The organism is Aliidongia sp. (assembly GCF_035943795.1).
GTDB lineage: Bacteria > Pseudomonadota > Alphaproteobacteria > ATCC43930 > CGMCC-115725 > Aliidongia.
Genome location: NZ_DASZBY010000034.1, coordinates 121,796 through 148,771 on the forward strand (window position 1 = coordinate 121,796; position 26,976 = coordinate 148,771).

Sequence of the window (26,976 nt, forward strand, 5' to 3'; positions counted from 1 at the left end):
TACGGCGTCAATGCGCGTGGCCCTGATCGATCCGTCGCTCTTCACGCTGCCGTATGACGAGCGCCTGGCCGAGGCGCTGCAGCGTCGCGGCCACCGGATCGAATTCTTCGGCAAGGCGCTCGGTCCCCGCGAGGCGGCGCCCGCGACCGTACCGCTGCGCCGGCATTTCTACGGCGAGCTCCGGGCGCTGGGGGCGGAGCGCTGGCCGCCCGCGCTCGCCAAGGTGGCGAAGGGCCTCAGCCACATCCGGGCCATGGAAAGCCTGGTCCGCGTGCTGGCGCGGGAACGGCCCGACGTCATCCATTTCCAGTGGCTGCCGCTGCCGGTGGTCGATCGGGCGTTCCTCGCGCGTTTCGCCCGGATCGCGCCGATCGTCATCACCTGCCACGATTCGCAGCCGTTCAACGCCAATCCCGGGGCTGCCGTGCAGCGGGTCGGCGCCACGGCGATCCTCGCCCGCTTCGACCGGGTCATCATCCATACCGACCAGGCGCGCGCACGCCTCGCGGCCTACGGCGTCGAGCCTCGCCGGATCGCACGGATCGCCCATGGCTTCCTCGACGAATCGGCGCCGGCCGTGGCGCCGCCGACGATCGACGCCGACCGGCCGGTGCGCTTCCTGCTGTTCGGCAAGATCAAGCCCTACAAGGGCATCGACCTGATGATCGAGGCGGTGAAGCGCCTGCCGCCGGCGGCACGCCGGCGCATCGAGGTCCTGGTCGTCGGAAAACCCTACATGGATACGACGGCGCTGGTCGCCGCAGCGGCCGGGATGCCCGAGATCCGGTTCGAATTCCGTTTCGTCCCGGACGAGGAAATGGCGGAGCTGTTCCGTTGGGCCGACGTGCTGGCCTTTCCCTATCGCGAGATCGAAATGAGCGGCGTGCTGATGGCGGCGCTCAAGACCGCCCGTCCGATGGTCGCCTCCGATATCGGCGGTTTCGCCGAGCTGCTGCGCGACGGCGAAACCGGTTTCCTGGTGCCGCCGGGCGATGTCCCCCGGCTGGCCCATGCGATCGGGCGGTTGGTCGACGAGCCGGGGACCCGCGTCCGCATGGCCGCGGGCCTGGTCGATCTGGTGCGGGCGATCCCGAGCTGGGACGCGATCGCGGCCGAGACCGAGGCGCTTTATGCGGCCGCAATCGCCGAGCGCCGGACCGACGAGGGCCGCCGCCCGGCGGCGGCCCCGTCCAGGGCGGCCTAGCCTTTCCTCAGAACCAGCGTTCCGGGACGATCACCGTATCGCCCGGCTCGATCACGGTGCTCTGCTCGGCCGCCAGTTCGGTGTGGGACGCATCGCCATGGCGGATGACCCGCAGCCCGGACTGCTTGGCGCGGTAGGTATAGCCGCCGGCGAGCGCCACCGCGTTGATCGCGCTCAGATCGCCCTGCCAGTCATAGCTGCCGGGCTTGGCGACCTCGCCCACGACATAGACCGGCAGATGGTGCGTCACGATGACCGAGACGCTGGGGCTGACCACGATGCCGCCGCGGCCGAGCCGGTCGCGCAGCGCCCCTTCGGCGGCGGTCGGCGTCAGGCCGGCCAGCTTGGCGCGGCCGGCCAAGAGGACCGAAACCTCGCCGTGATCGTCGATGACCTGCTCGCCGGTCAATTGCGGCTGCCCGAATACGGTGATGGTAACCGTGTCGCCGGTATGGAGCAGGGTCGCGTCGTCGGGCGGCGCCGACGCGGCGGGTCGCGGCGCATCGGCGCAACCCGCGACCAGGCCGGCGAGCGCCAGGCCGAGCATTGGTGAAAACAGCGCATGTTTGTTGAAGCCTGGGCGAGGCATGCTTGAGATTCCCTTCTTGTCCGGCCTCAGAACTGCTTCTTGAGGGTCAGCATGAGGATGTTGTCATCGAAGGTGCGGCTGGTACTCGACGTGAGATTCTGGAACGTGTAGTCGACGCCGACGATCAGGCCGCGCACCGCCTCGTAGTCGAGACGGGTTTCCGACGTGATGATATCGTAGCTGCGCGGGGAACGTTCCAATTGGCGCGCGTCATAGCTGACGTCGGCCTTGAACAGCAGGTCACGGTGCAACTCGTGACTGACGGTCAGCGTGGTCAGGTCGTGGACGTAGCCGGGGCTGTCGATGAAGATGTCCTCGAAATATTCATGGACGAATTTGAGGTCGATCTGGCTGAGCCGCGTCGGCGACCAGAGCACGTCCACGATTGCGTCCGGCTCGTTGATCTTGCCAAAGCCGGCGTCGGCATAGGTCTGGGTCTGGTAGCCGCCGGTGAGCGAGACCAGGAACAAGCTATCGATGTCGAACACGAAGCCCGCGTCGCCGCGCACCCCGTTGCTGGCGCGCCGACGGCCCGAGGCGTCGATGTCGCGGCCAAAGCTGCGCCCGTCGGGGCGGATTTCGACGAAGACCTTCTGCTCGCCGAAGAAGGTGTGATCGAACCGGACGTCGCCGAAGATCTCCTGGCGGTCGCGGTCGTTCGTGATGATCAGGCCCTGGGTGCCGAACGACTGGTCGAAGATGGTCTGGCTGTAGCCGGTCGTGAGTGTGAGCAAATTATGGGCGCCGGTGCCGATTGACGTGCCGGCCTCGGCGTCGTAGAGCAGATAGGTTGCCGGCTTGAATCCATTGATCGTGTTCGGGTCGGAGCGCGGGACCGCAAGGCGCTGCACGCCGCCGTTCAGGAACAGGCCGAGATCGGTGCCGAGTTGGTCAGAGAGCGTCAGTCGCGAGCCGCCCTGCCAGAAATCCTCGTTCGTCAGCGAGAGATACTGCCGCTCCTGACCATTGAGGTCGAGGTGCGCGCGAAACCCGCTCGTGCCGTAGTCCGCACCGAGGCGCGCCCCGTAATCAGCGAAGAAATCCGACTTCGTGTCATTTTGCAGCGCGAACACATTGTCGTTGAATCCTAAATCTGCCACGGCCGAGGCCTGGAACGTCACGCCGCCGATCTGTGTTCCTGGGATTGTGGTGCGGCGGTCGAAGCGATCCTGCAGCAGTTCGTCCGGTCGGACGTCGTCCGCCGAACTGTCGGCAACGCCCTGAGCGGCAGCGGGAAGGCAGGCGCCCAAAGAGAGCAGGATCGCAAAGCCGGAAACGAACGCAGCCAGGCTTCGGCCGGGCGCCCGGGCAGGGCGTCGCCGAAAATTTAATCCGGAAACAGTTCCCGGGTTCGGAACTGAATGCGAGCTGGTCGTGTTCTTTTTTGTGCGATGCAGCATTAGCGCTTGTGTCCAGCTCATAACGATGATTCAATTAGTAACAATTTTACGTTTTTCTTAGGGAAAAATTCCCTCCCAGCGGAAAAAAACTGAAACGACGCGGAAAAAATTCTGATAGAACTATGTTGCGTTGCAAAGGCGCAATCTTCTTTCAGGTGCTACCAGGCTACGTTTGGAACGCAGGAAAGTCGAGATTTCTACCGGAGAATACGAAGTATCCCGGGAGAATCAATCAGGGGCAGTCAATGCCTCAAATTTGCCCTGAACCTGCCGGTCGCACCTTCATTAGCATATTGCGTATGCGAATGAGATTTGAACTTGGCAGCGGGCATCTCTAGTCGATCCTGCAAGCAAACTCCGCGTACATTTCTCTGTGGATTTACTTGTCCGAGGATCATAATGAAGCCTTCGATGTCGAATTTGACTGCGCGCGCCGAAGGGTTGTCGGTTGGCGATCGGCCATCGTTCGGCACCGCCGGCTACGGCGCGGGCTTCCCAGGGCGCCCTGCGAGCGGCGAGAGGCAGGGGGCGGCATTGCCCCTGCGTGCACCGGCCGGCCGGCCGAGCAAGCGTGCGTTCGACCTCGCTGCCAGCCTTGTTCTCATCCTGCTGCTGGGTCCGCTGCTGCTCCTGATCGCGATCGCGGTGCGGTGCGACGGCGGCAATGCGCTGTTCGGCCATCGCCGGATGGGCGCTGCCGGCCGGACCTTCCGCTGCTGGAAATTCCGTTCCATGGTTCCCGATGCCGAGGCCGTTCTGGCCCATACGCTGGCCAGTGATCCCGCCGCCCGTGCCGAATGGGACCGCGATTTCAAGCTGCGCCGCGACCCCCGGGTGACGCCGCTCGGCAATTTCCTGCGCAAGTCGAGCCTGGACGAGCTGCCGCAGCTGTTCAACGTGCTGAAGGGGGAGATGAGCCTGGTCGGTCCGCGCCCGATCGTGGCGGCGGAAGTCGAGCGCTATGGCGCGTCGATCGAGGAATATCGCGCCTGCAAGCCCGGGATCACCGGCCTGTGGCAGGTCAGCGGCCGCAATGACGTCGATTATGCCGACCGGGTCGAACTCGACCGGCAATATGCCCAGACCTGGTCGCTGGCCGGCGACCTGATGATCCTCGTCCGCACGCTGGGCGTCGTCGCCCGGCGCAGCGGCGCTTATTGAGAGGGCTCGGAAATGACCGAAGCCGCGATCCTGCTGGCGCTGGCCTTGCTCTTCCTGGGCCTGGCCGCGCACCCCTTCGTGTTCTACCCGATCAGCCTGCGCTACCTGACGCGCCATCGCGCGTCTGCGGCAGAGCCGTTCGGCACGCCTGCGCCCGTGGCGCCGCGCCGCTTCGCGGTCTGCGTCTGCGCCTATAACGAGGCATCCTGCATCGAGCGCAAGGTTGAGAACATGCTCGAGCTGCGCGCCGTCGTGGGCGATCTCGACATTCTGGTCTATGTCGATGGGTCGTCCGACCGGACGGCCGAACTGCTTCGCCCCTATGCGGACCGCATCACGCTGGTCGTCTCGCCGGAACGTCGCGGCAAGACCTATGGCATGAACCTGCTGGTCAGCCGCACCAGCGCCGACATCATTTTGTTCACCGATGCGAACGTGCGTATCGATCCCACCGCGATCGCGGCGATCGACCGGCGCTTCGCCGACCCGGAGGTCGGCTGCGTCTGCGGCCATCTGATCTATACCAATGGCGAAGAGACGGCGACGGCGGAGGTGGGCTCGCTCTATTGGCGGCTCGAGGAAGCGATCAAGCGGGACGAGAGCACGCTGGGCGCGGTCATGGGTGCCGACGGCTCGCTGTTCGCGATCCGCCGCAGCCTGCATCGTGCGGTGCCGGCCAACTTGATCGACGACATGTTCGTGTCGCTGGGCATCCTGTGCGACGGCCGCAAGGTCGTAACCGCGCCGGACGCGCTGGCCTATGAAGCGTCGGTCACCTCGTCGAACGAGGAATTCCGCCGCAAGGTCCGCATCGCCTGCCAGGCGTTCAACGTGCATCGCGAACTGTGGCCGCGCCTGAAGCATCTGCCGCTGACCGTCGTCTACATGTACATCTCGCATAAGCTGCTGCGCTGGCTGGCGGCATTCAACTTGGCGCTCTGCGCGCTCGCGGGGTCCGCCGGACTGCTGGCCATGGGCGTGCCGGTCGAGGCGCTGGCGCTGTTGCTCGGCCTGTTCGCGACCTCGCTCTGGGCGGCGCTGCGCTTCCAACTACGGCCGCTGTCGTCGATCGCGGAAATCCTGGTGGCGCTGGCCGGCGCCTCGCTCGGCGTCATCCACTCGCTGCGCGGTCAGAAATTCCAGACCTGGACCCCGGCGTCTTCGATCCGGCGTGCCGGCCATTGACGTTGCGACCGATCGGCGCGGGCCGAATCCACCACGCCATCGATCGCCGACCGGACTATGATCGGGCCGGGGCGGCCGTCCGGACCGCCCATCGGTGACACGACGGAACGCTCGATCTTGACCATCGCCCCGCATCGTCGCGACGTGTTGATTGGTGCGGCCGCCCTGGCCGTCTGGCGGCCGTCCCTCGGCTGGGCCGCCGAGCCCGCGCTGCTCGCCCTCGATTTCACGCAGGGCCTGCCGGCCGGAGTCCGCCTGGACCGTGCCAGCCCAGGCATGGTGGATGGGCCGGGTGGGACCCTGAAGCCCGCGGCGGCGCATGTGCCGCGCCTGGCGCTCGATCCGGCAAGTGGCCGGCCGCAAGGGCTGCTGATCGAGGGGGCTGCGACCAATTTCGCGCGGAACTCGCTCAGCCTTTCGAGCCATACCTGGCAGTTCAAGGGCGCTGCCATCGCGGCCGTCGCGCCCGAGATCGAGGCGCCGGACGGTTCGCACACCGTGGCCCGGCTGCGCATCCACGAACAGAAGGGCGACCTGGGCGTCGTCGGTGGTGGCGGGCCGATCGGCGCGGGCGAGATCTGCACGCTGTCGGTCTACCTGCGCCAGATCGGCGACGGCACCGAATGGTCGCTGAACCTGTTCGACTATGGCACCTACCACGGCCATTTCGAACGGGTTCCCCTGACGCCGTCCTGGCAGCGCGTCAGCTTCACGATCCATTGGGACGGCCGCGACATCAGCAACAAGGTCATCAACCTGGCGCCCGGCCGGCCGGAATGGGTGCAGGAATCGACCCATGAGGCCCTGGCCTGGGGTTGCCAGCTCGAGCTGGGCCGGGTCGCCTCGTCCCTGATCGCGACGGATACCCTGCCGGTCGCGCGGGCCGCCGACGTGGTGACGATCGACGCGGCGGCCCTGTCACGGCCGACCGGCCTGTTGCGCCTGGCGCTGCCGCGCGGCGGGGTGCGTGGCGGCACGCTGCTCGACACGGAGGGTGGCGGCATCAAGCTCGGCTACAGCCAAAGCGGATGGCTCGAAGCGACGGTCGGCGGGCTGACCGTCGCTGGCACCAGCGACGCGACCGCCGATACGGTCGTCGAACTCGGCTGGGGGCCGACGGGCGTCACGCTCAGAAGCGGCGCCGGCACTGTTCTGATCATCCGTGGCGTCAGTGCCGGCAAGACCGGGCCGATCGCGTGCGGCGCCAGCGCCCGGCTGTTCGCCCGGATGGATGGCTCCGCCCCGCTCAACGGCGTGCTGGGTGCGCTGACGCTGGAGGCTAGCGCGCCGATGCCGAAGGTCGCCGCAACGGCGGCGGCGGCACCCAGCTTCGTGCCGGCGGGCTATCGCCTGGCGTTCGGCGACGAGTTCGACGATGGCGACGTCGCGCGCATCAACGAGAACGCGACTGGCGGCCGGCCAGGCGCGCCGGCATGGCGCAGCCGCTACCACCAGGATCGCTTCACGGTCATCAACCAGGAAAAGCAGATCTACATGGATCCGGCCTTCGGTGGGAAAGCGGACCATCCGCTGGGCGTGCAGCCCTTCTCGCTCAAAGACGGCATCCTGACCATCACCGCCGATCGCGCCGATCCGGCGGCGGTTAGCCCGCATATTCTGAATTTCAAATACACCTCAGGCTGCATCACCAGCGAACTGACCCACTGGCAGACCTACGGCTATTTCGAGATGCGCGCCCGCCTGCCGGTCGGCAAGGGCTTCTGGCCGGCCTTCTGGCTGCTGCCCAAGGCATCGCGCTGGCCGCCGGAGATCGACATCTTCGAGGGTGCCGGCACCCGACCGGGCGCCGTCCACCTGGGCGTGCTGATCGCCCAGGGCAAGACCGCCGACAAGTGGATCGAAGACGTTATCAACGTCGCCGACGGATTCCATGTCTACGGGCTGGAATGGACCCGCGACCAGTTGACCTGGTTCCTCGACGGCAAGCCGGTCTGGCAGCAACCGAACGGCATCAACGAGGATATGTACATCCTGGCCAACCTGGCGCTCGGCAGTCACGACCCGAAATTCATCCCCGACCCTGACGACACTACGCCGTTCCCCGGGCGGTTCGAGATCGATTACATCCGCGCCTATCGCAAAGGCTGACGAGGAAAAGCCGCCGAGGCCAAGGACCCGGCGGCTGATTTCATGGGTGCGGACTGCGCCCGGCAGTCAGACGCTGATGCCGACCGATCCCAGGATGCCGCTCAGGCTCGAGACGCTCGACTGCAGGTTCGCATCCGCCGCTGCCGCCGCGGTGGCGCCGCTCGAGGTCGTGGTGCCGTTGGTGTCGGCACTGGTCAGGGCCGTATCGCCGCTGCCGTTGACGTTGCCGCCGCCGGTACGTTGATAGATCGCCTTTCCGACGGCGGTCAGCTCGTAGACGCCGCCCGTCACCTTGCCGCCGGCCACGACCTTCTTGTCGAGCTTCAACCAGCCGGCGGAGCGGATGTTGGCGACGGTCGTGGGCTCGGTGCCGGTCGCGTTCCACGGAATGGTCAGCGGGGCATTGTTGTCGCCGACCGCCTGCAGCACGCGCTGCTGGCTCGTGTTCAACTTGCCTTCGGCGAGCGCCTGGGTGGTCGAGGGCGTGGCCGACGAGGATTGGGTGAGGAGTGCGGTTAGCGCGCCGCCAGAGTTGGTGGAACTGCCGCCGAGGATGTTCACCGCGCTTGCCGAACTCGTGGCCGTGCCGAGCCAGTTGGCCAAAACACCGGTCGACGAGGAGACGCCGAAGGAAGACGGAATAGACATCGCACTAACCCCTAGGTGTTTCCCCGGGAGGGACAGGCGCGTCCGAAGCGCCCTTCGCAAAGTCGACTGGGTTCAACCAATCCGGAGTCGACGGGCCGGAGCCGTTACAGGCAGGCGCATTTGCACCGTGCTGCCATAGAAGCATCAAATCGTTAACGAGTCGAGTACAAAGCCGGAAAACGCATGCTAACGCTGGCATCGGCCGCGATCCGGCGTTAATGCTGCGGTCGGTAACTGGATGGCCGGCGGTTTCATTCGTCCGGCGCGAGGCTTCAAGGGGAGAGGGCGTTTCATGAGCGCGACGGGTCCGACATCGGGCAATGGGCAGGCAAGCGGCGCCGCGCCTTCCTTGCCGCTGTTCTTCAAAGACGTGACCGTGCTCGATGCGGGCCTCCATGGCGCGCTCAAGCTCGACCGTGCGAGCGGCTACGGCTTCGCCCGGATCGCCAATGCGCTGCCGCTGGGTCTGAGCGAGGTCGCCATTGCCGCGCAATATTACCCGATCGTGCTGACCAGCGGGCCCAACCCGATGCCGGTCGCGATCCTGGGTTATCAGGCGGGGGAGAACCTGTTCATCGATACCGAGGGCGCCTGGCTCGACGACAGCTACATCCCGGCCTATGTCCGGGCCTTTCCCTTCATCCTGATCGAGCCGCCGGGTGCCGGTTCGATTTATCTCGGCATCGAGACGACGGCGCCGATCCTGGGCGACCAGGGCGAGCCGCTGTTCACGGACGGCAAGCCGACCGCCGTCGTGGACACGGCCATGAGCTTCGCGCTCGCCTATCGCGACGACCTGAAGCGGGCGACCGAGTTCGGCAAGGCGCTGAACGATGCGGGCCTGCTGGTGGCGAACGAGGCGCGCCTGACGTTCAAGAGCGGCGGCACGGCGCGGCTCGACGGCTTCAACGTCGTCGACGGCGCCAAGCTCGACGCGCTGGCGGACGAGACGTTCCTCGGCTGGCGCAAGCAGGGCCTGCTCAACCCGCTTTACGCCATCCTGCAGTCGTCGACGCGCTGGGGGCAGGTCATCAATCTTGCCAACGGCCGTCGGGTCGATGGCGTCACGGCGTAGGTTTCTTGCGGGAGGCCCTGGGACGGGCGGGCGTACGCGCTTCCCGTCCCGGACGCGCAAATGACTAACGAGTGGCAAACGCGCCCGCCTGCCGGGCGCGTTTCTGCCATGTAGCACCGGCATTTGTTGATCGGCCCGTGCAGGCGCAATTTTTACTTCGCAATCTCAGGTGACGGCGAAGCATGTCCGACCGCGTCTCGAAGCCCATTCTGGTGGCCCTGATCATCGCCTGCGCGATGTTCATGGAGAATTTGGACGGAACGGTCATCACGACCGCACTGCCGGAGATGGCCAAGTCGTTCGGCACCAACCCGATCCGCCTGTCGCTCGGCATCACGTCCTACATGCTGAGCCTGGCCGTCTTCATTCCGATCAGCGGCTGGATCGCCGACCGCTACGGCGCCCGAACCATCTTCAGTGCGGCGATCGGCGTGTTCACGCTGGGTTCGATCCTGTGCGGCCTCAGCCAGAACGTGCCGGAGTTCGTCGGCGCCCGTGTCCTGCAGGGCATCGGCGGCGCCATGATGGTGCCGGTCGGCCGCCTCGTGCTGTTGCGCAGCTGCGAGAAGTCCGAACTGGTTCGCGCCATGTCCTACCTGATGGTGCCGGCCATGATCGGCCCGGTCGTAGGCCCCCCGCTCGGCGGCTTCATCACGACCTTTGCTTCCTGGCACTGGATCTTCTTCCTGAACGTACCGGTCGGCATCCTCGGCATCTTCCTGGTTCAGCGCTTCATCGAGAATTACCGCGAGCCGGTGCAGGCGCCGCTCGACTGGCGCGGCTTCGTGCTGACCGGGCTGTCGCTCGCCTGCCTGATGTATGGTCTGGAACTGATCGGCCGCCCGGACGCGAGCGGCTATGAGTCTCTGGGCTTCCTCGGCGCCGGCCTCGCGATCGGCCTGCCGGCGGTGCGCCACGCGCTGCACCATCCGAAGCCGCTGGTCGACCTCGGCCTGCTGCGCATCCCGACCTTTGCCGCCACCGTGCTGGGCGGCTCGCTGTTCCGTATCGGCGTCGGCGCCATCCCGTTCCTCGTGCCGCTGATGCTGCAGGTCGCCTTCGGCATGAGCGCGTTCAGTTCCGGTCTGCTGACCTTCGCGGCCGCCGCCGGCTCGATGACCATGAAGATGTCGGGCGGTCCGATCCTGAAGCGCTTCGGCTTCCGTACCGTCCTGCTGGTCAATGGCGCCATCAGCGCGCTGTTCATGATGGTCTGCGCCCTCTTCACCCCGGCAACCCCGGCCGTCAGCATCTTCGTGCTGCTGCTGGCCGGCGGCTTCTTCCGCTCGCTCGAATTCACCAGCCTGAACACGCTCGCCTTCGCCGATGTGGCGAAGCCCAAGATGAGCGCCGCCACCAGCCTGTCCAGCATGGTGCAGCAGGTATCGCTCGGTACCGGCGTGGCGCTGGGCGCGGTTCTCCTGCATGTGCGCCTCGCCTGGCGCGCGGCACCCCACGGGCCGCTCGAGACCGGCGATTTCCAGTTCGCCTTCGTCGTGATCGGCCTGATCTCGCTCGTCGCCGTCACGCTGTTCCTGCGCCTGGCACCCGATGCTGGTTGGGAAGTCAGCGGCCATCGCCCGCGCGGCCGGACCCCCGCTCCCGTGCCGGCCGCGGGCGACGACTAGGCTAGTCCAAGAACTCCCAGGTATCGGCGCCGTCGAACCGGCGCACCCGGATGCCCTCGAGGTCGGCCGGCTCGAACAGCCGGGCATTGACCGCGACCCGCTCCGAATATTCCGGTCCGATGCCTTCCCAATGGGTCGTACAGCCACAGACCCGGCAGTGATGCGTCGCCAGCGTCCTGTCGCCTTGGGCATAGGCCACCGTTGCGTCCGGCGCCTTGTGGATCGTGATCTGGCCGCGGGTGTAGTAAGCCCAGCGCGTGGCAAGGCGCCGGCACATCGAGCAGTTGCACTCGGTCAGCCGCTCCGGCGCTTCGGGGATCTCGATGCGGACCGCGCCGCAATGACAGGAAGCTTCGATCATGGAAGGCCTCGTCTCGATTTCGATGGGTGCCCATGATAGGGGCCGGCGGCCCGATCTTCTACGCTCCATCCAGGCTGGCCAGGCGCCTTTCCAGCCATAGCCGTTCGGCGGGCGCGGGGTCGAACGCCAGCACGGAGCGATAGGCCGCCCGCGCTTCGTCGATCCGCCCGGTCCGGCGCAGCAGGTCGGCCCGGGTCGCATGGTAGGGCGGAAAGCCTGCGAATTTTTCCGGATCGAGCATCGCCAGCTGGCGGAGCGCCGCTTCGGGACCCGCGATCTCGGCCAGCGCCACGGCCCGGTTGAGCCGGATGACGGGATCGTCGCCGAGGGTCAGCAGCGCATCGTCGTAGAGCGCCAGGATCCCCGCCCAGGGGGCCGGCTGGTCCAGGCTCCGGCGCGCGCACCAGGTGCCATGAAGTGCCGCCTGCCAGCACCGGCGCCCATCGCTGTCGAGGGCAGCAGCGCGACGGAGATAGCCGTTCGCGGCCTCGATCAGCGGACGGCGCCACAGGCGCGGGTCCTGCTCGGACAGCGGCACCATCGCGCCGGTCTCGTCGACCCGCGCCGGTCGCCGCGCCTCGGCATAGCGCACGAGCGCCGCCAGGGCCAATGCCTCCGGTTCTTGCGGCAGCAACTCGGTCAGCACCCAGGTCAGGTCCAGCATTTCCTGGGCATAACCGGCATGGCGACCGGCCCCGGCGGCATCCTCGTGGGCCTTGGCATAGGCGATTTCCAGCGTCTGGAGCACGGCATCCAACCGCTCGGCCCAGGCTTCCGGGCGCGGGATCTCGAAAGGAACGCCGGCCTCGGCGATCTTGCGCTTGGCGCGGACCAGGCGCTGTGACAGCGTCGGCTCGGCGACCAGAAAGGCGCGGGCGATTTCGGCCACGGTCAGACCGCAGACCAGCCGCAGCGTCAGCGCCGCGCGCGCCTCGGGCGCGACGGCGGGATGGCAGCAAACGAAGATCAGCCGCAGGCGCTCGTCCGGGATCAGGTTGGCATCGTCGAGCATCAGATCTTCCGCGGTGGGCTCGGGCGGTGGCGGCTCGGGCGGCAGGCGCTCGCGCACGCGGCGGCGGCGCAGCGCGTCGAGGGCGGCGCGGTCGGCGGTTCGATAGAGCCAGGCCGCCGGATCGCGCGGGCAGCCATCGCGCGGCCAGGTTTCGGCCGCGCGGCTACAGGCCTCGGCAAAGCCATCCTCGGCCAGATCGAGATCGCGATAGCGGGCGGCGAGGGCGGCCGTGATGCGCGCCCCCGCCGCCCTGACCGCGCCGTCGAGCGCGGCGCCGCTCACCGAGGCATGGGCGGGATCAGTGGCCGGATCTCGACCGCACCATTCGCGGCGAGCGGGACCCGCTTCGCGATCGCGAGGGCCGCATCCAGATCGGGCGCTTCGATCAGGTAGAAGCCGCCGAGCTGTTCCTTGGTCTCGGCGAACGGTCCATCATAGACCGTGGTCTGGCCTTTTTCGGTGCGCACCGTGGTGGCGACGGCCGTGGCCTTCAGGCCCGAACCGCCCAACCGGGTGTCGCCCAGTTCATCGACCAGGGCCATGTGTCGCGCCCGGATCGGCTGCATGGCGGGGCCGTTCTTGTCGGGGCCATAGACCGACTCATCCTCGTAGATCAGCAGGACATATTGCATCGGCTCGTTCCCTCTCTCGCGTTCGAAGGTCGCGATGTGCGACCCACCGAGGCAAAGACGCGCGAGCTTGACCGGAATCGACGGCCGCCGGAATTATTTCGTTCTTTCTCGTCGCCTCAGTCCGGTTCGCCCCAGGCCTCGCAGCCTTTCAGGAACAGGCGGGTGGTGCGGCGGACCCATTCCGCCTGCTCGGCCGGCGACATCGGGGTGCCGAGGCCAAGCGCCCGGCGCTGCGGCCAGGAAATGACCATCTGAAGGAATTGCCCAGCGGCGAAGGCGGCGTCTTCGCCGGTCGGCGGCAGGCCCTCGACGCGGGTCTCCAGCAGGCTGGTGATCAAGGCCACCGCCTCGGCGCGGCCCCGGCCCGGGCCGAGCGCAGTCGCCAGTTCCGGAAAACGTTCGGATTCCGCGATGATCAGACGGTTGAGCGCCAGCGCGCGCGGCGACAGCGCCGCCTGCAGCATGAGGCCGGCCAGCCGCTCCAGGATCTCGGCAGCCGTCTTGCCGGCCAGCAGGGGAACGTTCGGCGGTGGGCGGATCTGCTCGACGATCCGCGCCACGACGGCGGCGAACAGTGCCGGCTTGCCGTCGTAGCGATGGTAGAAAGTCCGCTTGGACATGCCTGCGGCCTGAGCGATCGCCTCGATGCTGGTGCCGCCATAGCCGTCGCGCAGGAAGAAATCCGTCGCGATCTCGAGGATCTTCTCACCGAGCTGTGCCGCCGCTTCGCGCGACGGCCGGCCGCCGCGCCCCGGGGCGCGGCGTTCGTCGTCAGCCACCGTCACCGGGCGTAGTAGCCGGGCGGTGCGTAGTAGCCCGGCGGCGCGTAGTAGGCCTGCGGAGGCGGGGCATAATAGACGCGCGGCGGCGGGGCATAATAGGCCTGGGGCTGCGGCGCGTAATAGACCGGCGGCGGGGCGGCATAGACGGGAGCGGCGGCGATGGCGCGGAACGGCGCGGTCGCGATGATCGCGGCGGTGCCGACGACGGCGGCCGCGGCGGCCCCCAGGCCGAACAGCAAGCCACCACCCCGGAAATGCTCATGGGCGGAGGCCGGCGAAATCGGCGCCACGGCCAGGGCGGCAGCGGCGAGAATGCTGAACGAAGCGGTCTTGAGGTGCATGGGGCGAACTCCCGAGGAAGCCGCTGGCGAAAGCCCGACGGTACCTGGAGTAAATATAGGCGCTTTTCTAACGAAACGCAACGGTACCGTTTTGTTTTTTTGTGGTCACGCGCTGGACCCATCGGGTGAGCGCCGACGTTCATGGAAAGCATGGCTCCAAAGCTGCGGGTGTATTTTTATATCATTTCGATCTGTAACGGATTGTTTCGATAATTTTCGACATCGAAGATAATGCCGATCTCGGATCGGCAATAAATGCCGACGGATCGTTATTTTTCTATGACGAGAATACTGGAGTCCAAGGCTTCTGTGTTATTGTCGACGGCATACGGTTTGCTTGGAGTTTTATGGCGAACATTCGGATGGTATTCGGGTGTTGCCCAGCGGCGAGTTCCGGCCGGCAGGACCTCGATCGAGGCTCCCGGGGGAGTTCGCGAACCAGGAGCATGGAATATGTCGATCAGTTCCATCGGAACCAGTACCGGCGCACCGGTCACGGCGCCGCAGCCAACGGAACCGGGAAAAGCGAAGAGTGCCAAGGCCGCGGACGGTGGCCAAAGCAGCAGCGCGTCTTCCAGCAGTTCGGCCTCGTCGACCACGGTCACCAATACCGCGACCCAGACCAATGTGGACGGGTCGACTACGACGATCACGACCTATGCCGACGGAACGACCACGAGCAGCACCACGGCGCCGCAGCCGCCCAAGAGCGGTCCCGGCGGCGTCGGCGGGCTGCTCGACGCTCGCAATGCCGGGCAGGGCGCCACGTTGTTGGCTGCCCAGGCGCAGAACAACCAGCCAACCGCGACCTCGTAGGCGGCTGCCGCCTCCATCGGTTCCGGTGAGCGGGAACCCCAAACCCCCTACCGTGGCCTGCGGTAGGGGGTTTCCGTCACGCCTGGGGTGCAGACGAGTGTCGGGAGTGCCTAGGCACAGCCACCGATTGCGCATACACTAGGTACTCTCCAACGCATCTTGATCGTGGAACGGGGCGAACTTTCGTGCCGGCTGGCCGTTGCGAACGACATCGTCGTCGTCCGGGCCGCAGCCGCTTGTCCGATCCCTTTCGGCTGGAGGCTTCGATGCAGCGCTCGATCCGGTACGCCATCCTCGTCGCCACGATGCTTGCCGCGTCGGGCGGTGCGGGGCGGGCTCAGGGCCAGACCATTTCTCCCTATGTCATCCAGAAGATCAGCTTGCCCGGCTCCGCGCTGAACTACGGTGAGGGCATCAACAACAGCGGGGTCGCGGTCGGCGGCGTCGATGCGGGCGGCGCCCTCAGCACGATATTCCTGAGCGCGGCGATCTTCGCCAATGGTCAGGTGAGCGGTCCCGGCATCCTCGTCGGCTATACCGGCAGCTACGACTACGCCATCAACGACATGGGCCAGTCGGTCGGGTGGGCGATCAAGCTGCTCGGCCTCTATCCGGGCCCGACCCAGGTCCATGCCGTGCTGTTCGTGCATGATTCGGCCCAGGACCTGGGCGTTCTCGTTCGCACCGGCAACAGCACCGCCTACGCCATCAACCATTGGGGCGTCGCGGTCGGTTCCGCCGACACGGTCGACTCGAGCCATGCGACGCAATTCACCTTCGCCACCCATTCGGTGAAGGACCTGGGCATCCTGCCCGGCGACCGGTCGAGCGTCGCCTACGGCATCAATGCCTACGGCCTGATCGTGGGCTCGTCTATCGACACGAACGGCATCGAACGCGCCGTCAGTTTCGCGCCGGGACCGGTCGCGCAGCTGGGCGCGCTGCCCGGCGACTTCTATAGCGAGGCCCGCGGCGTCAACGACCAGGGGCAGGCCGTGGGATATTCATCCTCGCTCCGCGGTCCGAACCATGCCGTCATGTTCTCCGGCGGCACGGTCACCGACCTCGGTGTCTATCCCGGCGGCAAGCAAAGCTTCGCTGCCGCCATCAATAATTTCGGCCAGGCCGTCGGGTCCGGCGATATCGACGGTGGATTCTACCACGCCCTGCTGTTTCAGAACGGTCAGGTCCTCGACCTGGGCATCCTGCCGGGCGGCCAGGGCAGTTCGGCCTCCGGCATCAACGACCAGGGCGACATCGTCGGCACGGCGGACGACGGGCAGGGTGTCTGGGCGGTGAAATGGACGCTGGCTCATCACTCCATCGGGCCGGTCCGGACCTTGGCGGCGCAGTGAATGCGTCAGGCGAGCCAGCTCTGCAGCTCTGCCGTCACGTAGTCGGCCGCGAATGACCTGTCCCGTGCCGCCGCGATGATCGCCTCCAGGTATCCCGGCTTGGGTGGCCCAGGGTCGACGTCGCTCGCGACATAGACGAGCGTCGCCAGGCCGTCGACCGGCATCTCGTGCTTGGCATAGAGGCCGCGCGCGACGCCCTCGTAGCGGTCGAGCGCCGCCTCGCAGTCGGGTGTCAGCGTCCAGACCACACCCAGCACATGGGCGGCCGGATCCGGCACGATGGTGGCGAAGCCGCGCGTCATGATGCGAAAGCGCCAGCCCTCCAGCCGGGCGAGGCCTACGGCACATGCGGCCGGGCAGCGATGGGCCATCTGGCGCGTGACGATGTTCGAGCCATAGGCGAAATAGCGGCGGGGCGGGGTCATGATCGGGCGGCGGGGCTCCGGTTGGCGGCAGGTCGGTGCGACACGGCGACACAAGTAAGGGTTCGGTCATCGGTTGCCAATACCCGCGGCTTGACAGGCCACGGCGCCCGTTCGATATGCTCGGATCACGGGAACGGGGCGAGGGATCCATGGGCAAGCTTGAAGCGGTCAAGGCGGCACCATCGCGCGGCGCGGAGTGGATGGGCACGATCAAGATGGTGATCGTGACGCTCGCCTTCGTGCTCGGCATCCGCACCGTCGCCGCCGAGCCGTTCGTCGTCCCGTCGCCGTCGATGGTGCCGACCCTGCTGATCGGCGACGAGCTGCTGGCCGCGAAATACCCCTACGGTATCGGTAAATATTCTTCGCCGATCGGCCTGATGCCCGACTTCGCAGGGCGTTTCGCCGGCCACCTGCCCGACCGCGGCGACGTCATCGTGTTCCGCCTGCCGCGCGATCCGTCGGAGACCTACGTGAAGCGTCTGATCGGCCTGCCCGGCGACCGGATCCAGATGAAGGGCGGTCGCCTTCTGGTCAACGGCGAGGTTCTGCCGCGCCGGGTGGCCGGGATCTACCAGACCGTGCTCGACGGAACGCCGCAGCGCTTCGCCCGCTATGTCGAGACCCTGCCGGGCGGGCGCGAGCATCCGATCCTGAAGCGCGGCGTGGGCTCCCCGCTCGACGAGACGCCCGAATTCACCGTACCGGCCCGCCACTATTTCATGATGGGCGACAACCGGGATATGTCGCTCGACAGCCGGGTCCCGGCCGCGGAGGGCGGGGTGGGCTTCGTGCCCGAGGAGAATCTGGTCGGCCGCGCCGATCGCGTGCTCTATTCCCGCGATCCGGAAGTGGCGGCCTGGGATCTGGCCGACTGGCGCGGAATCTTCCGAGCCGACCGCTTCCTCGGCCGGATCGACTAAAGAGGCTCCGGCAGAACCCCTTGCCGACCTCCGGTCTATTGCAATCGCAAGTTTTGACCGGATGCCAATCCGGTTGAATTCCCGTGCAGGTCGAACGATGATGGTGCCGTCGTCGCCGACTGGGAGCGGGTAGCCTATGCAAGACGAGAACCTTTCCGACGGCCTCGTGGCCCGCGGGCCTGGCCGTTGGGGACAATTGGCGCTCGGTATCGTCGGCATGATGATGATCGCGAACCTCCAGTACGGCTGGACCCTGTTCGTCGTACCGATCGACCAGGCGCATCATTGGGGCATCGCCCAGATCCAGGTGGCTTTCACACTGTTCGTGCTGGGCGAGACGTGGCTGCTGCCGTTCCAGGGCTATCTGGTCGACCGGATCGGACCGCGTCCGACCGTGGCCGCCGGCGGCGTGCTGGTTGCCGCCGCCTGGATGGCGAATTCCGCCGCCGACAGCCTGGCGCTGCTCTATGTCGCGGCCGTCGTCGGCGGCACCGGCGCGGGCATGATCTACGGTGCCGCGGTCGGCAATGCCTTGAAATGGTTTCCCGACCGGCGTGGGCTCGCCGCCGGCCTGACCGCGGCCGGCTTCGGTGCCGGGTCGGCGGCGACCATCGTCCCGATTGCCCATTGGATCCAGCAATACGGCTATCAGTCGGCATTCTTCTGGTGGGGACTGGGACAGGGCGTCGTCGTGATCGTGGTGTCCGGGTTCCTGCGCGCGGCCCCTCCGGGGCCGGGGACGGAAGCGATCGGTCTGCCGATCGGCGCCCGGCCGCAGCGCCATGGCAAGCCGGCCGGCGACAAGACTCCGGGGCAGGTTCTGGCGGCGCCGATCTTCTGGCTGATGTACCTGATGTTCGTCCTGGTATGCGCCGGCGGCTTGATGGCGACGGCGCAACTGTCGGTCATCGCGCGCGATTTCGGCGTTGCGGACCAGCCGGTGATGCTGCTCGGCCTGACCCTGCCGGCCTTAACCTTCGCCCTTTCCCTCGATCGGATCATGAACGGGATCACGCGACCGTTCTTCGGCTGGGTCTCCGATCGGATCGGGCGCGAGCCCACCATGTTCGTCGCCTTCCTGCTCGAGGGCCTGGGCATCCTGGCGCTGCGCTCCTGGGGCGACGATCCGGTGCGTTTCGTGCTCCTGTCGGGGCTCGTGTTCTTCGCCTGGGGCGAGATCTACAGCCTGTTTCCGGCGCTCAGCGGCGATATCTTCGGCCGGCGCTTCGCCACGGCCAACTATGGGCTGCTCTATACCGCCAAAGGCACGGCTGCGCTGCTGGTGCCGCTGGCGAGCGTGCTGAAGCAATCGACCGGGGACTGGAACGGCGTGTTCCTCGTCTCGGCGCTGTGCAACCTGCTCGCGGCCTTCCTCGCCATTCTGGTGCTGCGGCCGATGCGGCGCCGGCGCCTCACCGTCGAGCGACGGCTGGCGCTCGGCGGACCTGGTCTCGGCACACCGGAAACCGATCGGGCCTGAGGGGCGGTCTGCGGATTACCCGGGGCGGGTGCGACCATCGCGCGGGCAGATGATGCTTGCGCGCGCCGCCCGGCCGTGCGGATCATATTGCGCCGCACGCCCCGCCATCCGATGGAGTTTCCGATGAGTGCCAGCTGGTTCGATCGTCTGCTGTCCTCGATCGCCGATCGTGGCCGGGCCTGGGTCAAGATCCCGACCGGCGTGCCGCCGCTCGAGCAGGCCGTGCAACTGAGCCGCAGCCTGATCTCGGAGCGCGGCGAGGCATCGGGTGCCGCCCTCGCCCGGGCCCTGCTGGAAAGCCTGGGAACCCTTGGCGAAACCGATCGGCTCGCCTACTACCGGCTCGTCGCCGCGGATTTCGCGCCGGACCCGGAGCCGCTGAAACGGGCTGCCGAGGCTTATCTGGCGGCACCCTCGCCGGCGACCGCGATGGTGCTGGGCGAGGTCGCGGAGCCGCCGCGTCAGGAATTGCTGCGCCGCATCAACATGGCGCCGGGCGGCACCGGCACCCTGGTTCACATGCGCGAGAACCTGCTGCCGTTGCTGCGCGAGCATCCGGACCTGGCACCACTCGACGGCGATCTGCGCCACCTGCTCGGATCCTGGTTCAACCGCGGCTTCCTCGAACTGCGGCGCATCGACTGGCACCAGACGCCGGCGGCGATCCTGGAAAAGCTGATCCGCTATGAAGCGGTGCACGAAATCAAGGGCTGGCCCGACCTGCGCCGTCGCCTGGCGCCCGATCGGCGCTGCTTCGCATTCTTCCATCCGGCGCTCGCCGACGAGCCGCTGATCTTCGTCGAGGTGGCGCTGGTCAACGGCCTGTCGCAGGCGGTGCAGCCGCTGCTCGAACAGGGCGAGGTCGATGCCTCCAAAGCGCCCGACACGGCGATCTTCTATTCGATCTCAAACTGCCAGAAGGGCCTGCGCGGCATCTCGTTCGGCAATTTCCTGATCAAGCAGGTCGTCGAGGAACTGAAGGCGGAGACGCCAAGCCTGGTGCAGTTCGCGACCTTGTCGCCGGTCCCGGGGTTCCGGCGTTGGCTCGACGCGAAGTTCAGCGGCGGCGCGAAGCATCTGCTGACGGCGGAAGAGCGCGTGCCGATCGCTGCGCTGGCCGACATCAAGGGCGCCAAGGGCGCGTTCCGCCGGCTGCTCGATGCGCCGGGCTGGCACGAGGATGCCGCGACGGAAGCGGCGCTGCGTGCACCGCTGCTGCGGCTGGCGGCCGAGTACCTGACCTCGAGCAACGAGGGCAAGGGGCCGACCGATCCCGTCGCGCGCTTCCATCTGGGCAACGGCGCGCGGCTGGAGCGCGTCAACTGGCTGGCCAACATTGCGCCGCGCGGCTTCAAGGAAAGCTATGGCGTGATGGTCAACTACCTCTATGACCTGGACCGGATCGAGGCCAACCACGAAGCCTTCGTGCGCCACGGCACGGTCGCCCATTCCGACGCGGTCGAAGCCCTCGTGGCCCAGGGCGTCCGACGCAACGGCGTGACGAGCCTGCTGGGCTTTTCCGGTCGACGGAACGCGTCGTAGGGCGTGTTGCCGCTGAGGAAACCGGAAACCATGTCACGCCAGATCTTCGACACGGTCGACCTGCATACCGCCGGCGAACCGGTGCGCATCGTCACCGGTGGCTATCCGGAGCTCGCGGGGCGGACGATCCTCGACAAGCGGCGCGATGCGCGGGACCGGTTCGACCGGATCCGCACCGCGCTGATGCTGGAGCCGCGCGGCCATGCCGGCATGTATGGCGTGATCCCGATGGCCCCCTGCCATCCGGATGCCGACCTGTCGGTGCTGTTCACCCATAACGAGGGCTACAGCACCATGTGCGGTCACGCGACCATCGCGATCGGCCGCTGGGCGGTCGATTCCGGCCGGGTCGCCGCCGACAACGGCAGCGCACGCTTCCGGCTGGAAACGCCCTGCGGCATCGTGCGGGTCTCGGTCGAGCCCGCGGAGGGCGACGCGCCGCTGGTGACGTTCGAAAGCGTGCGCGCCTTCGCGAGCCACCTGGACCTGGCGGTCGAGGTGCCAGGCCATGGACGCGTCACGCTCGATATCGCGTTCGGTGGCGCCTATTACGCAATCCTGCCGTCCTCGCGCCTGGGCCTGCCGCTCGCGACCACGCCGGTCGATACCCTTGTCGCCGCCGGGGTCGCCATCACCGACGCGGTCAGGGCGGCCGTCGAGATCACCCATCCGGACGAGCCGGACCTGGGGTTCCTCTACGGCACCATCCTGACGGACGATGCCGCGATGGATGCGCAGAGCGACAATCTCTGCATCTTCGCCGAAGGCCAGATCGACCGATCGCCGACCGGCAGCGGCGTCACCGCGCGCATGGCGCTCGACTATGCAAAGGGATCGATCGGACCCGGCCGGGCGCGTGCGTTCCGCGGCATTTCGGGTCAGGCGTTCCGGGGTGAGTTGGGGGAGGCCGACGGCAGCGGGCTCGATGCGTCGGTGACTGTGCGCGTGTCGGGCCGGGCACATTATGCCGGCGAAGCCCGTTTCATCGTCGAGGCGGCGGACCCGCTGGGTTTCGGCTTCACCCTGCCGCGCCGCTTCGCCGATCTCGGGCAGTCCCGCTAAAAGCCGCGGTGGGCGGTTTCCAGCATGCCGTGGACGCTCTGGGTCATGATGCCGAGAAAGGCCGCGAGCCCCAGGTAGAACACGCCATATTCCAGCTTGAGCCGAACCGGCACGCCATAATAGGCGAGGTTCTCCGGCGCGTTCGGGTCGTAGCGCCAGGCCTTCATGACCGACGGGAACGACAGGATCGCGATCATGATCAGGAGCGGACTCGGCCGATAGACGGCGAGCGCCACCATCATCGGCGCGCCCAGCAGCCAGACCCGCGGCGTCAGGATCGCGGTCATCCGCCCGCCATCGAGCGGCGAGATCGGCAGCAGGTTGAAGAAATTGAGGAAGAAGCCCGAATAGGCGATCGCGAGCAGCAGGCTGCTGCCGGCGTCGCGTGCCCAGAAATAGACGGCGGTCGCGGCCAGCGTGCCGACGAACGGGCCGGCGGCCGCCACATAGGCCTCGGTCTCGACGTTCATCGGCTGTTCTTTGAGCTGGATCCAGGCGCCGACGAACGGGATGAAGGTCGGCGCGCCGACTGCGAGGCCGCGCTGGCGGGCCGCCAGATAGTGGCCCATCTCATGGGCGAACAGCAGTCCGATGAAGCCCGCGGCATAGCGCCAGCCGTAGATCGAACCATAGATGAGCAACGACAGCAGCATGGTGCCGCCGGTCGCCGCGACCTTGCCCAGCTTCAGAAAGCCGAACAGCACGAACAGCAGCTTGACCATCGGCGCTAGTCGCCCGCCCGGGGCGAGCGCTTGAAGAAGCGCTTGATGCCGGCTCCGACGCCGGCGATCGCGAGCAGGCCGACCTTCCAGATTTTCACCAGGAAGATGCCCAGGCCGGCCAGCAGCCCGATCTTCTTGACCGCGACGACGCCGATGAGCGCCGCCAGCCCATAGCCGGCGACCTTGTCGGTCGAACCCACGAAATCCTCGTAACGCTTGCCAGGCAGGTAGTCGAGCGAACCCAGCAGTGCGCGCACGATCGGCTTGTCCGCTTCGACGTCGGTCGAATCGGTCAGCAGGTTGAGGCTGAAATAGCCGTTCCGACCCAGTGCGTAGGTATTGTAGTTGACGCTGTGGGGCTGATCGCTGGGCGCCCCGCGAACCTGCCCCGACAGCGACCAGACCAGCCGATGCGTGGCCGCATCATAGCCCGGCGGCTCGACCCAACCGATGATGTCCATCTCCGGGAAGCCGCGCGCCGCACGCTCGCGATTGGCCTTCGCCGTTCCTTCGCGCAGGCTCTTCAACAGGTCGTCGGCGTTCCATTCCTTCGCGTCGCCATCCTCGATATAGCCGTCGTTGACGAACCGGATCACGATCCACCAATGGCCGGCGTCGCTCATGCCGACGATCATACCGACCAGCGATTCGTTGGACATGTTGCCGGCAGCGCGCAATATCTGAGCAGCCTGCGCCTGCGGTATGAATGCCTCGCCGCCCGGCAGTTGCAAAACCGCCTGATCGCGCAATGTGATCGGGGCAGGGCCACGCACAGCGGTTTTCTCTGCCTCTTGCCATGCCGCGTCGACCTCTGCCTGGTGATCTGGTGCATCGGCGGCGCGGGCCCGATGGGGCGTGGCGACCAGCAGGGACAGGACGGCAAAGAGGCCGGCCGAGAGCCGGAAGGTCCGAACAGAATGGGCGAGCACGATGATCCTCGGCAGCGGGCACGGGTGACGGCCCGATGCCGTCCGTCGGACCGGGCCAGCTTCATCTATGGCGACAAAGATGCCAATTCTCAATCGAAGATTGTTGCGGCGGCGGCCGGCCTAATGCCGTTCGGCGGCCACCCTGATCAGGCCGGCGGGGCGAGGAGAGTGAAGCCCTGGTGGCTGAAGAACGGGGCGGCGGCAGGGCTTTCCAGATAGGCGAGGAAGGCCTTGGCGCCGGCGTTGGTGCTGGCCTTGACCACGGCGGCCGGATAGATGATCGGCGGATAGGAGCTTGCCGGGAAGTCTGCGGCAACCCGAACGCCCGTGTCGGCCGCTGCATCGGTCGCATACACGATGCCGAGCGGCGCCTCGGACCGGCTGACCAGCGCCAGGGCCGCGCGCACGCTCTCGGCACGGGCCAGATGAGGCTCGATGCCGGCCCAGAGCCCAAGCTTTTCCAGCGCCGCCTGACCGTACTTGCCGGCCGGCACCGACTGCGGGTCGCCAATCGCAAGCCGCCCGCCCTTGAGCGCGCTCAGCAGGTCGGCATTGGGGGCGAGCGTGATTGCGATCGGATTGTCCTTGGCGGTCACCAGCACCAGCCGGTTGCCCAGCAGGTTGGTCCGGCTCTCGGGCCGGATCAGGTCGTGCTTGGCGACCTCGTCCATCCAGTCGAGGTCGGCCGAGATGAACAGGTCGGCAGGCGCGCCATTCTCGATCTGCTTCGCCAACGGACCGCTGGCAGCATAGGACGCCTCGACCTTGACGCCGCTGCGCTTGCCATAGTCGGCGATGGCGTCGTCGAGCGCGTTCTTCAGGCTGGCCGCCGCGAACACCAGTAGGTCGGCCGCCGCCGCCGGACGCCCGGCCAAGCCGGCGAAAAGGGCGACCGCGAACAAGCCGAAACGGAAAGAGCGACGCATGGGACCTCCGGACGATCGATATGTTCGTCAGGATATATCGCCCGAGGCACGAAGGCCAAGGCCGACGATGGAAGCTGCAATTTTCTATTATATTCCAGATGGACAGCCATTTTTCATCGTCATGGCCGGGCTAAAACAACTAGGCGGCGCGTACGGGAGCATGCCCGAGTTCGGCGCCTACTTGAAATCCTTCAGCTTCAGTTTGGTCCGATGGTCCGGCGGGGCAGTACCGAAGCTGGCGGCGCCTTTGAAATAGTCCTTCTGCCATTTCGCGGCCTGGGCGGCGGAGCCGGGCACCTGCAGGTCCTTGTTGAAGGCCGCGCGCTCGGCCGACCATTTGGTATAGGCGTCCTGGACCTCAGGATCCTCGGCCATGATCCGGATCTCGGGCTCGACCTGTTCGATCAGGCCGCGCTGCATCGGGAAAATCGTGCAGAACGGCTCGCCCTCGGCGAACGTGACGGGATGGTGGGGCCGAGTGAATTTCCAGTTCATGGTGAAGGTGAAGGGCGACCAGTCGGTCTCGACCACGGCGCTCATGGGCTGGACACCATCCTTGAACTCGTTGACCGGTCCGCCGACCCACAGGTCGAAGCCGGGTTCGGTGCGGAACAGGCCGGTCACGTGAAAGGTCAGGATGCCCTGGCCGAAATGGCTGAGCGCCGGCAGGGGTGTCCCGGGGATCGTCGGCGTGAGGATGATGGCGTCGATATTGGCGCCGCCGTTCCACAGCGCCACGAAGCCGGTCGGGTTCAGCACCTGCCAGCCGTAGGCGTTGGCGATGTTGAGCGGCAGGCAGCGATAGGCGAACCCCTCCGGTGTCGCGGTCATCCAGTCGCGTTCGACCGGGGCGGTGCGGATGAGCGGCGGGGCGCCGGAGGTCGGATAGCAGATCAGGCGCATGGGTCCGCTCACTGCGCCCTCGCCGCTTCGATCAGCGCGCGCGCGGTCGGTATCGGCGACGGATGGCGCAGCAGGTCGACCGCCTCGTCGGCCGGCACCGGGCGGCCGGTCAGGAAGCCCTGAACGACCGTGCATTTGAGCGTACGCAGCACGTTCAGCTGCTCGCGCGTTTCGACACCCTCGGCGACCACGTCCAAGCCCAGTTCGGCCGCGAGCGAGATGATGGCGGAGGCGACGGCGCGGCTCGCACGGTCCCAGTCCACGTCCTTGGTGAAGGCGCGGTCGATCTTCAGCGTCGAGATCGGCAGCCGGTTGAGATTGGCCAGGCTCGAATAGCCGGTGCCGAAATCGTCCATGGCGACCTTGATGCCCGCGTCGGTCAGGGTCTGCACGATGCGGCAGACCCGATCGAAATCGTCGATCATGGTGCTTTCGGTGATCTCGATCTCCATCAGGCCGTCCGGCAGGTCGTACTGCTTGTACGCGGCCAGATGTTCCTCGAGCAGGTCGCCCAGGAATTCCCGTGGCGAGACGTTGACCGCGATCGGCACCGGCACCAGGCCCGCGTCGATCCACTCCCGCTGTTGGCGGCCGACCGCTTCGAACACCCAGCGGGTCAAGGGTCCGATCAAGCCGGCTTCTTCGGCCAGATTGACGAAGGTGACGGGCGGCAGCATGCCGCGTTCAGGGTGCTGCCAGCGCACCAGCGCCTCGAAACCGACCAGGCGATAGTCCGGCAGCGAGACCTTCGGCTGGAAATGCAGCACCAGTTCGCCAGCGGGGATGGCGCGGCGCAGGTCGGTCTCCAGGTCGAACCGGTTCTTGGCATTGCCATGCAGGTCGCGGTCGAAGAAGGCGAAATGATTGCCGCCCAGCTGCTTGGCGGTCTGCAGGGCCGCCTCGGCGGCGCGCATCAATTCGCCCGGCTCATGGCCGTCGTCCGGAAAGATCGAGATGCCGATCGAGGCGGACAGTTCGTGCGGCACGTCGTTGAGCCGGAACGGCACCCGGCACAGGTCGAGCAGGCGGCCGGCGGTCCGATAGGCGTTCTCGGTGCTGACCCCCGCCTCGCCGATCATCACGAAGCGGTTGCCGGACAGATGGCCCGCGACCTCGTGGCCATGGCGGATCAGGCCGATGCGCCGGCCGACCTCGGCCAGCAGTGCGTCGCCGGCGCCGTGGCCCTGGGTCTCGTTGATGGTCTGGAACCGGTCGACGCCGAAGGTCAGTACCGGCAGCTTGCGGCCGTCGCCGCGCGCGCTGTCGACCGCCGCCTCGATCAGGCTTTCCATCAGCGCCCGATTGGGCAGGCCGGTCAGCTTGTCATGGGTGACCATGCGGGCGAGTTCGTGCTCGTGCCGCTTCGCGTCGGTGATATCCAGGCTGAGGCCGATGGTGCCGCGATACGTGCCGTCGGGATCGAACAGCGGCTGGCCATGCACCTGCATCCAGCGATATTCCCCGTCACGGCGCCGATTGCGGATCTCGGCGCGCAAGGGGGTATGGTCCTGATGGTGGGCGGCGATGCTGGCGTCGAGCGGAACCAGATCGTCGGGATGGATCGTCTCGCGCCAGCCGCCGTGCAGCATTTGCTCCAGGGTCCGACCGGTGAAGGCAAGCGTCGCCCGGTTGACGTGGATGCAGCCGTGATCGGCGTCGGTCACCCAAATCATCGCCGGAATGTTTTCCAGGAGATTCCATAGAAATTCGCGGTCCAACGCCGTCTCGGCCATCAGGCGGGCTTTCCGTTCGCTTGAAGAAGGCGG

At 67.0% G+C, this 26,976-nt stretch carries 27 protein-coding genes; 13 read left to right on the plus strand and 14 right to left on the minus strand.

The genetic code is table 11. The annotated features are described in order from the left end of the window. The first annotated feature begins 10 nt into the window (after nucleotides 1-10). Nucleotides 11-1,204, plus strand: coding sequence for a glycosyltransferase family 4 protein (locus VGV37_RS05170; protein WP_326878559.1), 1,194 nt, complete (start codon nucleotides 11-13; stop codon nucleotides 1,202-1,204). 7 nt (nucleotides 1,205-1,211) lie between these two features. Here VGV37_RS05170 and VGV37_RS05175 read toward each other — a convergent pair whose 3' ends face one another. Continuing rightward, nucleotides 1,212-1,793 carry a polysaccharide biosynthesis/export family protein gene (locus VGV37_RS05175; RefSeq protein ID WP_326878560.1) on the minus strand — a complete coding sequence of 194 codons (582 nt, stop codon included), beginning with the start codon at nucleotides 1,791-1,793 and terminating at the stop codon, nucleotides 1,212-1,214. 26 nt (nucleotides 1,794-1,819) lie between these two features. After that, entirely contained in the window at nucleotides 1,820-3,193 is a 1,374-nt protein-coding gene (locus VGV37_RS05180; protein WP_326878561.1) for an outer membrane beta-barrel protein, read from the minus strand. A gap of 411 nt (nucleotides 3,194-3,604) precedes the next feature. On the opposite strand from VGV37_RS05180, the gene VGV37_RS05185 reads away from it, so the two are divergent. From VGV37_RS05185 to VGV37_RS05195, 3 genes are all read left to right on the plus strand, one after another. Next, a complete protein-coding gene (locus tag VGV37_RS05185) occupies nucleotides 3,605-4,354 on the plus strand; it encodes a sugar transferase (protein WP_326878562.1) in 750 nt (249 codons plus the stop codon). A gap of 12 nt (nucleotides 4,355-4,366) precedes the next feature. Next, the gene (locus VGV37_RS05190; protein WP_326878563.1) at nucleotides 4,367-5,539 is read left to right on the plus strand and encodes a glycosyltransferase; all 1,173 of its coding nucleotides are present in this window, start codon (nucleotides 4,367-4,369) and stop codon (nucleotides 5,537-5,539) included. Nucleotides 5,540-5,656: 117 nt separating this feature from the next. Continuing rightward, complete coding sequence (locus VGV37_RS05195; RefSeq protein ID WP_326878564.1) at nucleotides 5,657-7,648, plus strand: glycoside hydrolase family 16 protein; 1,992 nt, start codon at nucleotides 5,657-5,659, stop codon at nucleotides 7,646-7,648. 66 nt (nucleotides 7,649-7,714) lie between these two features. Here VGV37_RS05195 and VGV37_RS05200 read toward each other — a convergent pair whose 3' ends face one another. After that, complete coding sequence (locus VGV37_RS05200; RefSeq protein ID WP_326878565.1) at nucleotides 7,715-8,296, minus strand: hypothetical protein; 582 nt, start codon at nucleotides 8,294-8,296, stop codon at nucleotides 7,715-7,717. A gap of 292 nt (nucleotides 8,297-8,588) precedes the next feature. Here VGV37_RS05200 and VGV37_RS05205 point away from each other — a divergent pair, with 292 nt between their 5' ends. Together VGV37_RS05205 and VGV37_RS05210 are read left to right on the plus strand one after the other, a co-directional pair. Next, the gene (locus VGV37_RS05205) at nucleotides 8,589-9,371 is read left to right on the plus strand and encodes a SapC family protein (RefSeq protein ID WP_326878566.1); all 783 of its coding nucleotides are present in this window, start codon (nucleotides 8,589-8,591) and stop codon (nucleotides 9,369-9,371) included. Nucleotides 9,372-9,553: 182 nt separating this feature from the next. After that, complete coding sequence (locus tag VGV37_RS05210) at nucleotides 9,554-10,999, plus strand: MFS transporter (RefSeq protein WP_326878567.1); 1,446 nt, start codon at nucleotides 9,554-9,556, stop codon at nucleotides 10,997-10,999. 1 nt (nucleotide 11,000) lies between these two features. On the opposite strand, the gene VGV37_RS05215 is transcribed toward VGV37_RS05210, so the two are convergent. The 5 genes from VGV37_RS05215 to VGV37_RS05235 form a co-directional block, all read right to left on the minus strand. Then, nucleotides 11,001-11,360 (minus strand): GFA family protein, encoded by a 360-nt coding sequence (locus VGV37_RS05215; protein ID WP_326878568.1) that lies wholly within the window; start codon nucleotides 11,358-11,360, stop codon nucleotides 11,001-11,003. A 58-nt stretch (nucleotides 11,361-11,418) separates the two neighbouring features. Then, nucleotides 11,419-12,654: an RNA polymerase sigma factor gene (locus VGV37_RS05220; RefSeq protein ID WP_326878569.1), complete on the minus strand. Its 1,236-nt coding sequence runs from the start codon at nucleotides 12,652-12,654 to the stop codon at nucleotides 11,419-11,421. Further along, the gene (locus VGV37_RS05225) at nucleotides 12,651-13,004 is read right to left on the minus strand and encodes a YciI family protein (RefSeq protein WP_326878570.1); all 354 of its coding nucleotides are present in this window, start codon (nucleotides 13,002-13,004) and stop codon (nucleotides 12,651-12,653) included. Before VGV37_RS05225 ends, VGV37_RS05220 begins: the two co-directional genes overlap by 4 nt. 116 nt (nucleotides 13,005-13,120) lie before the next feature. Then, on the minus strand, nucleotides 13,121-13,789 hold the full coding sequence (locus VGV37_RS05230) for a TetR/AcrR family transcriptional regulator (protein WP_326878571.1): 669 nt from the start codon (nucleotides 13,787-13,789) through the stop codon (nucleotides 13,121-13,123). Next, a complete protein-coding gene (locus tag VGV37_RS05235; protein WP_326878572.1) occupies nucleotides 13,786-14,127 on the minus strand; it encodes a hypothetical protein in 342 nt (113 codons plus the stop codon). Before VGV37_RS05235 ends, VGV37_RS05230 begins: the two co-directional genes overlap by 4 nt. A gap of 453 nt (nucleotides 14,128-14,580) precedes the next feature. Here VGV37_RS05235 and VGV37_RS05240 point away from each other — a divergent pair, with 453 nt between their 5' ends. Beyond that, nucleotides 14,581-14,943 (plus strand): hypothetical protein, encoded by a 363-nt coding sequence (locus tag VGV37_RS05240; protein ID WP_326878573.1) that lies wholly within the window; start codon nucleotides 14,581-14,583, stop codon nucleotides 14,941-14,943. 266 nt (nucleotides 14,944-15,209) lie between these two features. Then, nucleotides 15,210-16,298, plus strand: a complete 1,089-nt coding sequence (locus tag VGV37_RS05245) for a hypothetical protein (RefSeq protein WP_326878574.1) — start codon at nucleotides 15,210-15,212, stop codon at nucleotides 16,296-16,298. Nucleotides 16,299-16,303: 5 nt separating this feature from the next. Here the strand turns inward: VGV37_RS05245 and VGV37_RS05250 are convergent, their stop codons facing one another. Beyond that, nucleotides 16,304-16,723: a gamma-glutamylcyclotransferase family protein gene (locus VGV37_RS05250; RefSeq protein WP_326878575.1), complete on the minus strand. Its 420-nt coding sequence runs from the start codon at nucleotides 16,721-16,723 to the stop codon at nucleotides 16,304-16,306. A gap of 149 nt (nucleotides 16,724-16,872) precedes the next feature. On the opposite strand from VGV37_RS05250, the gene lepB reads away from it, so the two are divergent. The 4 genes from lepB to VGV37_RS05270 all read left to right on the plus strand — a co-directional run bounded on the left by lepB (nucleotide 16,873) and on the right by VGV37_RS05270 (nucleotide 21,730). Continuing rightward, on the plus strand, nucleotides 16,873-17,646 hold the full coding sequence (gene lepB, locus VGV37_RS05255; protein WP_326878576.1) for a signal peptidase I: 774 nt from the start codon (nucleotides 16,873-16,875) through the stop codon (nucleotides 17,644-17,646). Between the two features lie 136 nt (nucleotides 17,647-17,782). Beyond that, nucleotides 17,783-19,126 (plus strand): oxalate/formate MFS antiporter, encoded by a 1,344-nt coding sequence (gene oxlT / locus VGV37_RS05260; protein WP_326878577.1) that lies wholly within the window; start codon nucleotides 17,783-17,785, stop codon nucleotides 19,124-19,126. Nucleotides 19,127-19,249: 123 nt separating this feature from the next. Then, entirely contained in the window at nucleotides 19,250-20,668 is a 1,419-nt protein-coding gene (locus VGV37_RS05265) for a malonyl-CoA decarboxylase (protein ID WP_326878578.1), read from the plus strand. A gap of 30 nt (nucleotides 20,669-20,698) precedes the next feature. Beyond that, on the plus strand, nucleotides 20,699-21,730 hold the full coding sequence (locus VGV37_RS05270; protein ID WP_326878579.1) for a proline racemase family protein: 1,032 nt from the start codon (nucleotides 20,699-20,701) through the stop codon (nucleotides 21,728-21,730). Here the strand turns inward: VGV37_RS05270 and VGV37_RS05275 are convergent. After that, a complete protein-coding gene (locus tag VGV37_RS05275; RefSeq protein ID WP_326878580.1) occupies nucleotides 21,727-22,452 on the minus strand; it encodes a site-2 protease family protein in 726 nt (241 codons plus the stop codon). The two genes, VGV37_RS05270 and VGV37_RS05275, sit on opposite strands and share 4 nt — an antisense overlap. Nucleotides 22,453-22,457: 5 nt before the next feature. After that, on the minus strand, nucleotides 22,458-23,177 hold the full coding sequence (locus VGV37_RS05280) for a DUF2167 domain-containing protein (RefSeq protein WP_326878678.1): 720 nt from the start codon (nucleotides 23,175-23,177) through the stop codon (nucleotides 22,458-22,460). Between VGV37_RS05280 and VGV37_RS05285 the strand changes: the two genes are divergently transcribed. Further along, nucleotides 23,058-23,600, plus strand: coding sequence for a hypothetical protein (locus VGV37_RS05285; protein ID WP_326878682.1), 543 nt, complete (start codon nucleotides 23,058-23,060; stop codon nucleotides 23,598-23,600). The genes VGV37_RS05280 and VGV37_RS05285 overlap by 120 nt on opposite strands. Here VGV37_RS05285 and modA read toward each other — a convergent pair. The 3 genes from modA to VGV37_RS05300 form a co-directional block, all read right to left on the minus strand. Beyond that, nucleotides 23,528-24,307 carry a molybdate ABC transporter substrate-binding protein gene (gene modA / locus VGV37_RS05290; RefSeq protein WP_326878581.1) on the minus strand — a complete coding sequence of 260 codons (780 nt, stop codon included), beginning with the start codon at nucleotides 24,305-24,307 and terminating at the stop codon, nucleotides 23,528-23,530. The two genes, VGV37_RS05285 and modA, sit on opposite strands and share 73 nt — an antisense overlap. Before the next feature lie 177 nt (nucleotides 24,308-24,484). Beyond that, entirely contained in the window at nucleotides 24,485-25,222 is a 738-nt protein-coding gene (locus VGV37_RS05295) for a DUF6065 family protein (RefSeq protein ID WP_326878582.1), read from the minus strand. Further along, nucleotides 25,219-26,943 carry a putative bifunctional diguanylate cyclase/phosphodiesterase gene (locus VGV37_RS05300; protein WP_326878583.1) on the minus strand — a complete coding sequence of 575 codons (1,725 nt, stop codon included), beginning with the start codon at nucleotides 26,941-26,943 and terminating at the stop codon, nucleotides 25,219-25,221. The genes VGV37_RS05295 and VGV37_RS05300 overlap by 4 nt, the downstream gene beginning before the upstream one ends. Between the last annotated feature and the right edge of the window lie 33 nt (nucleotides 26,944-26,976).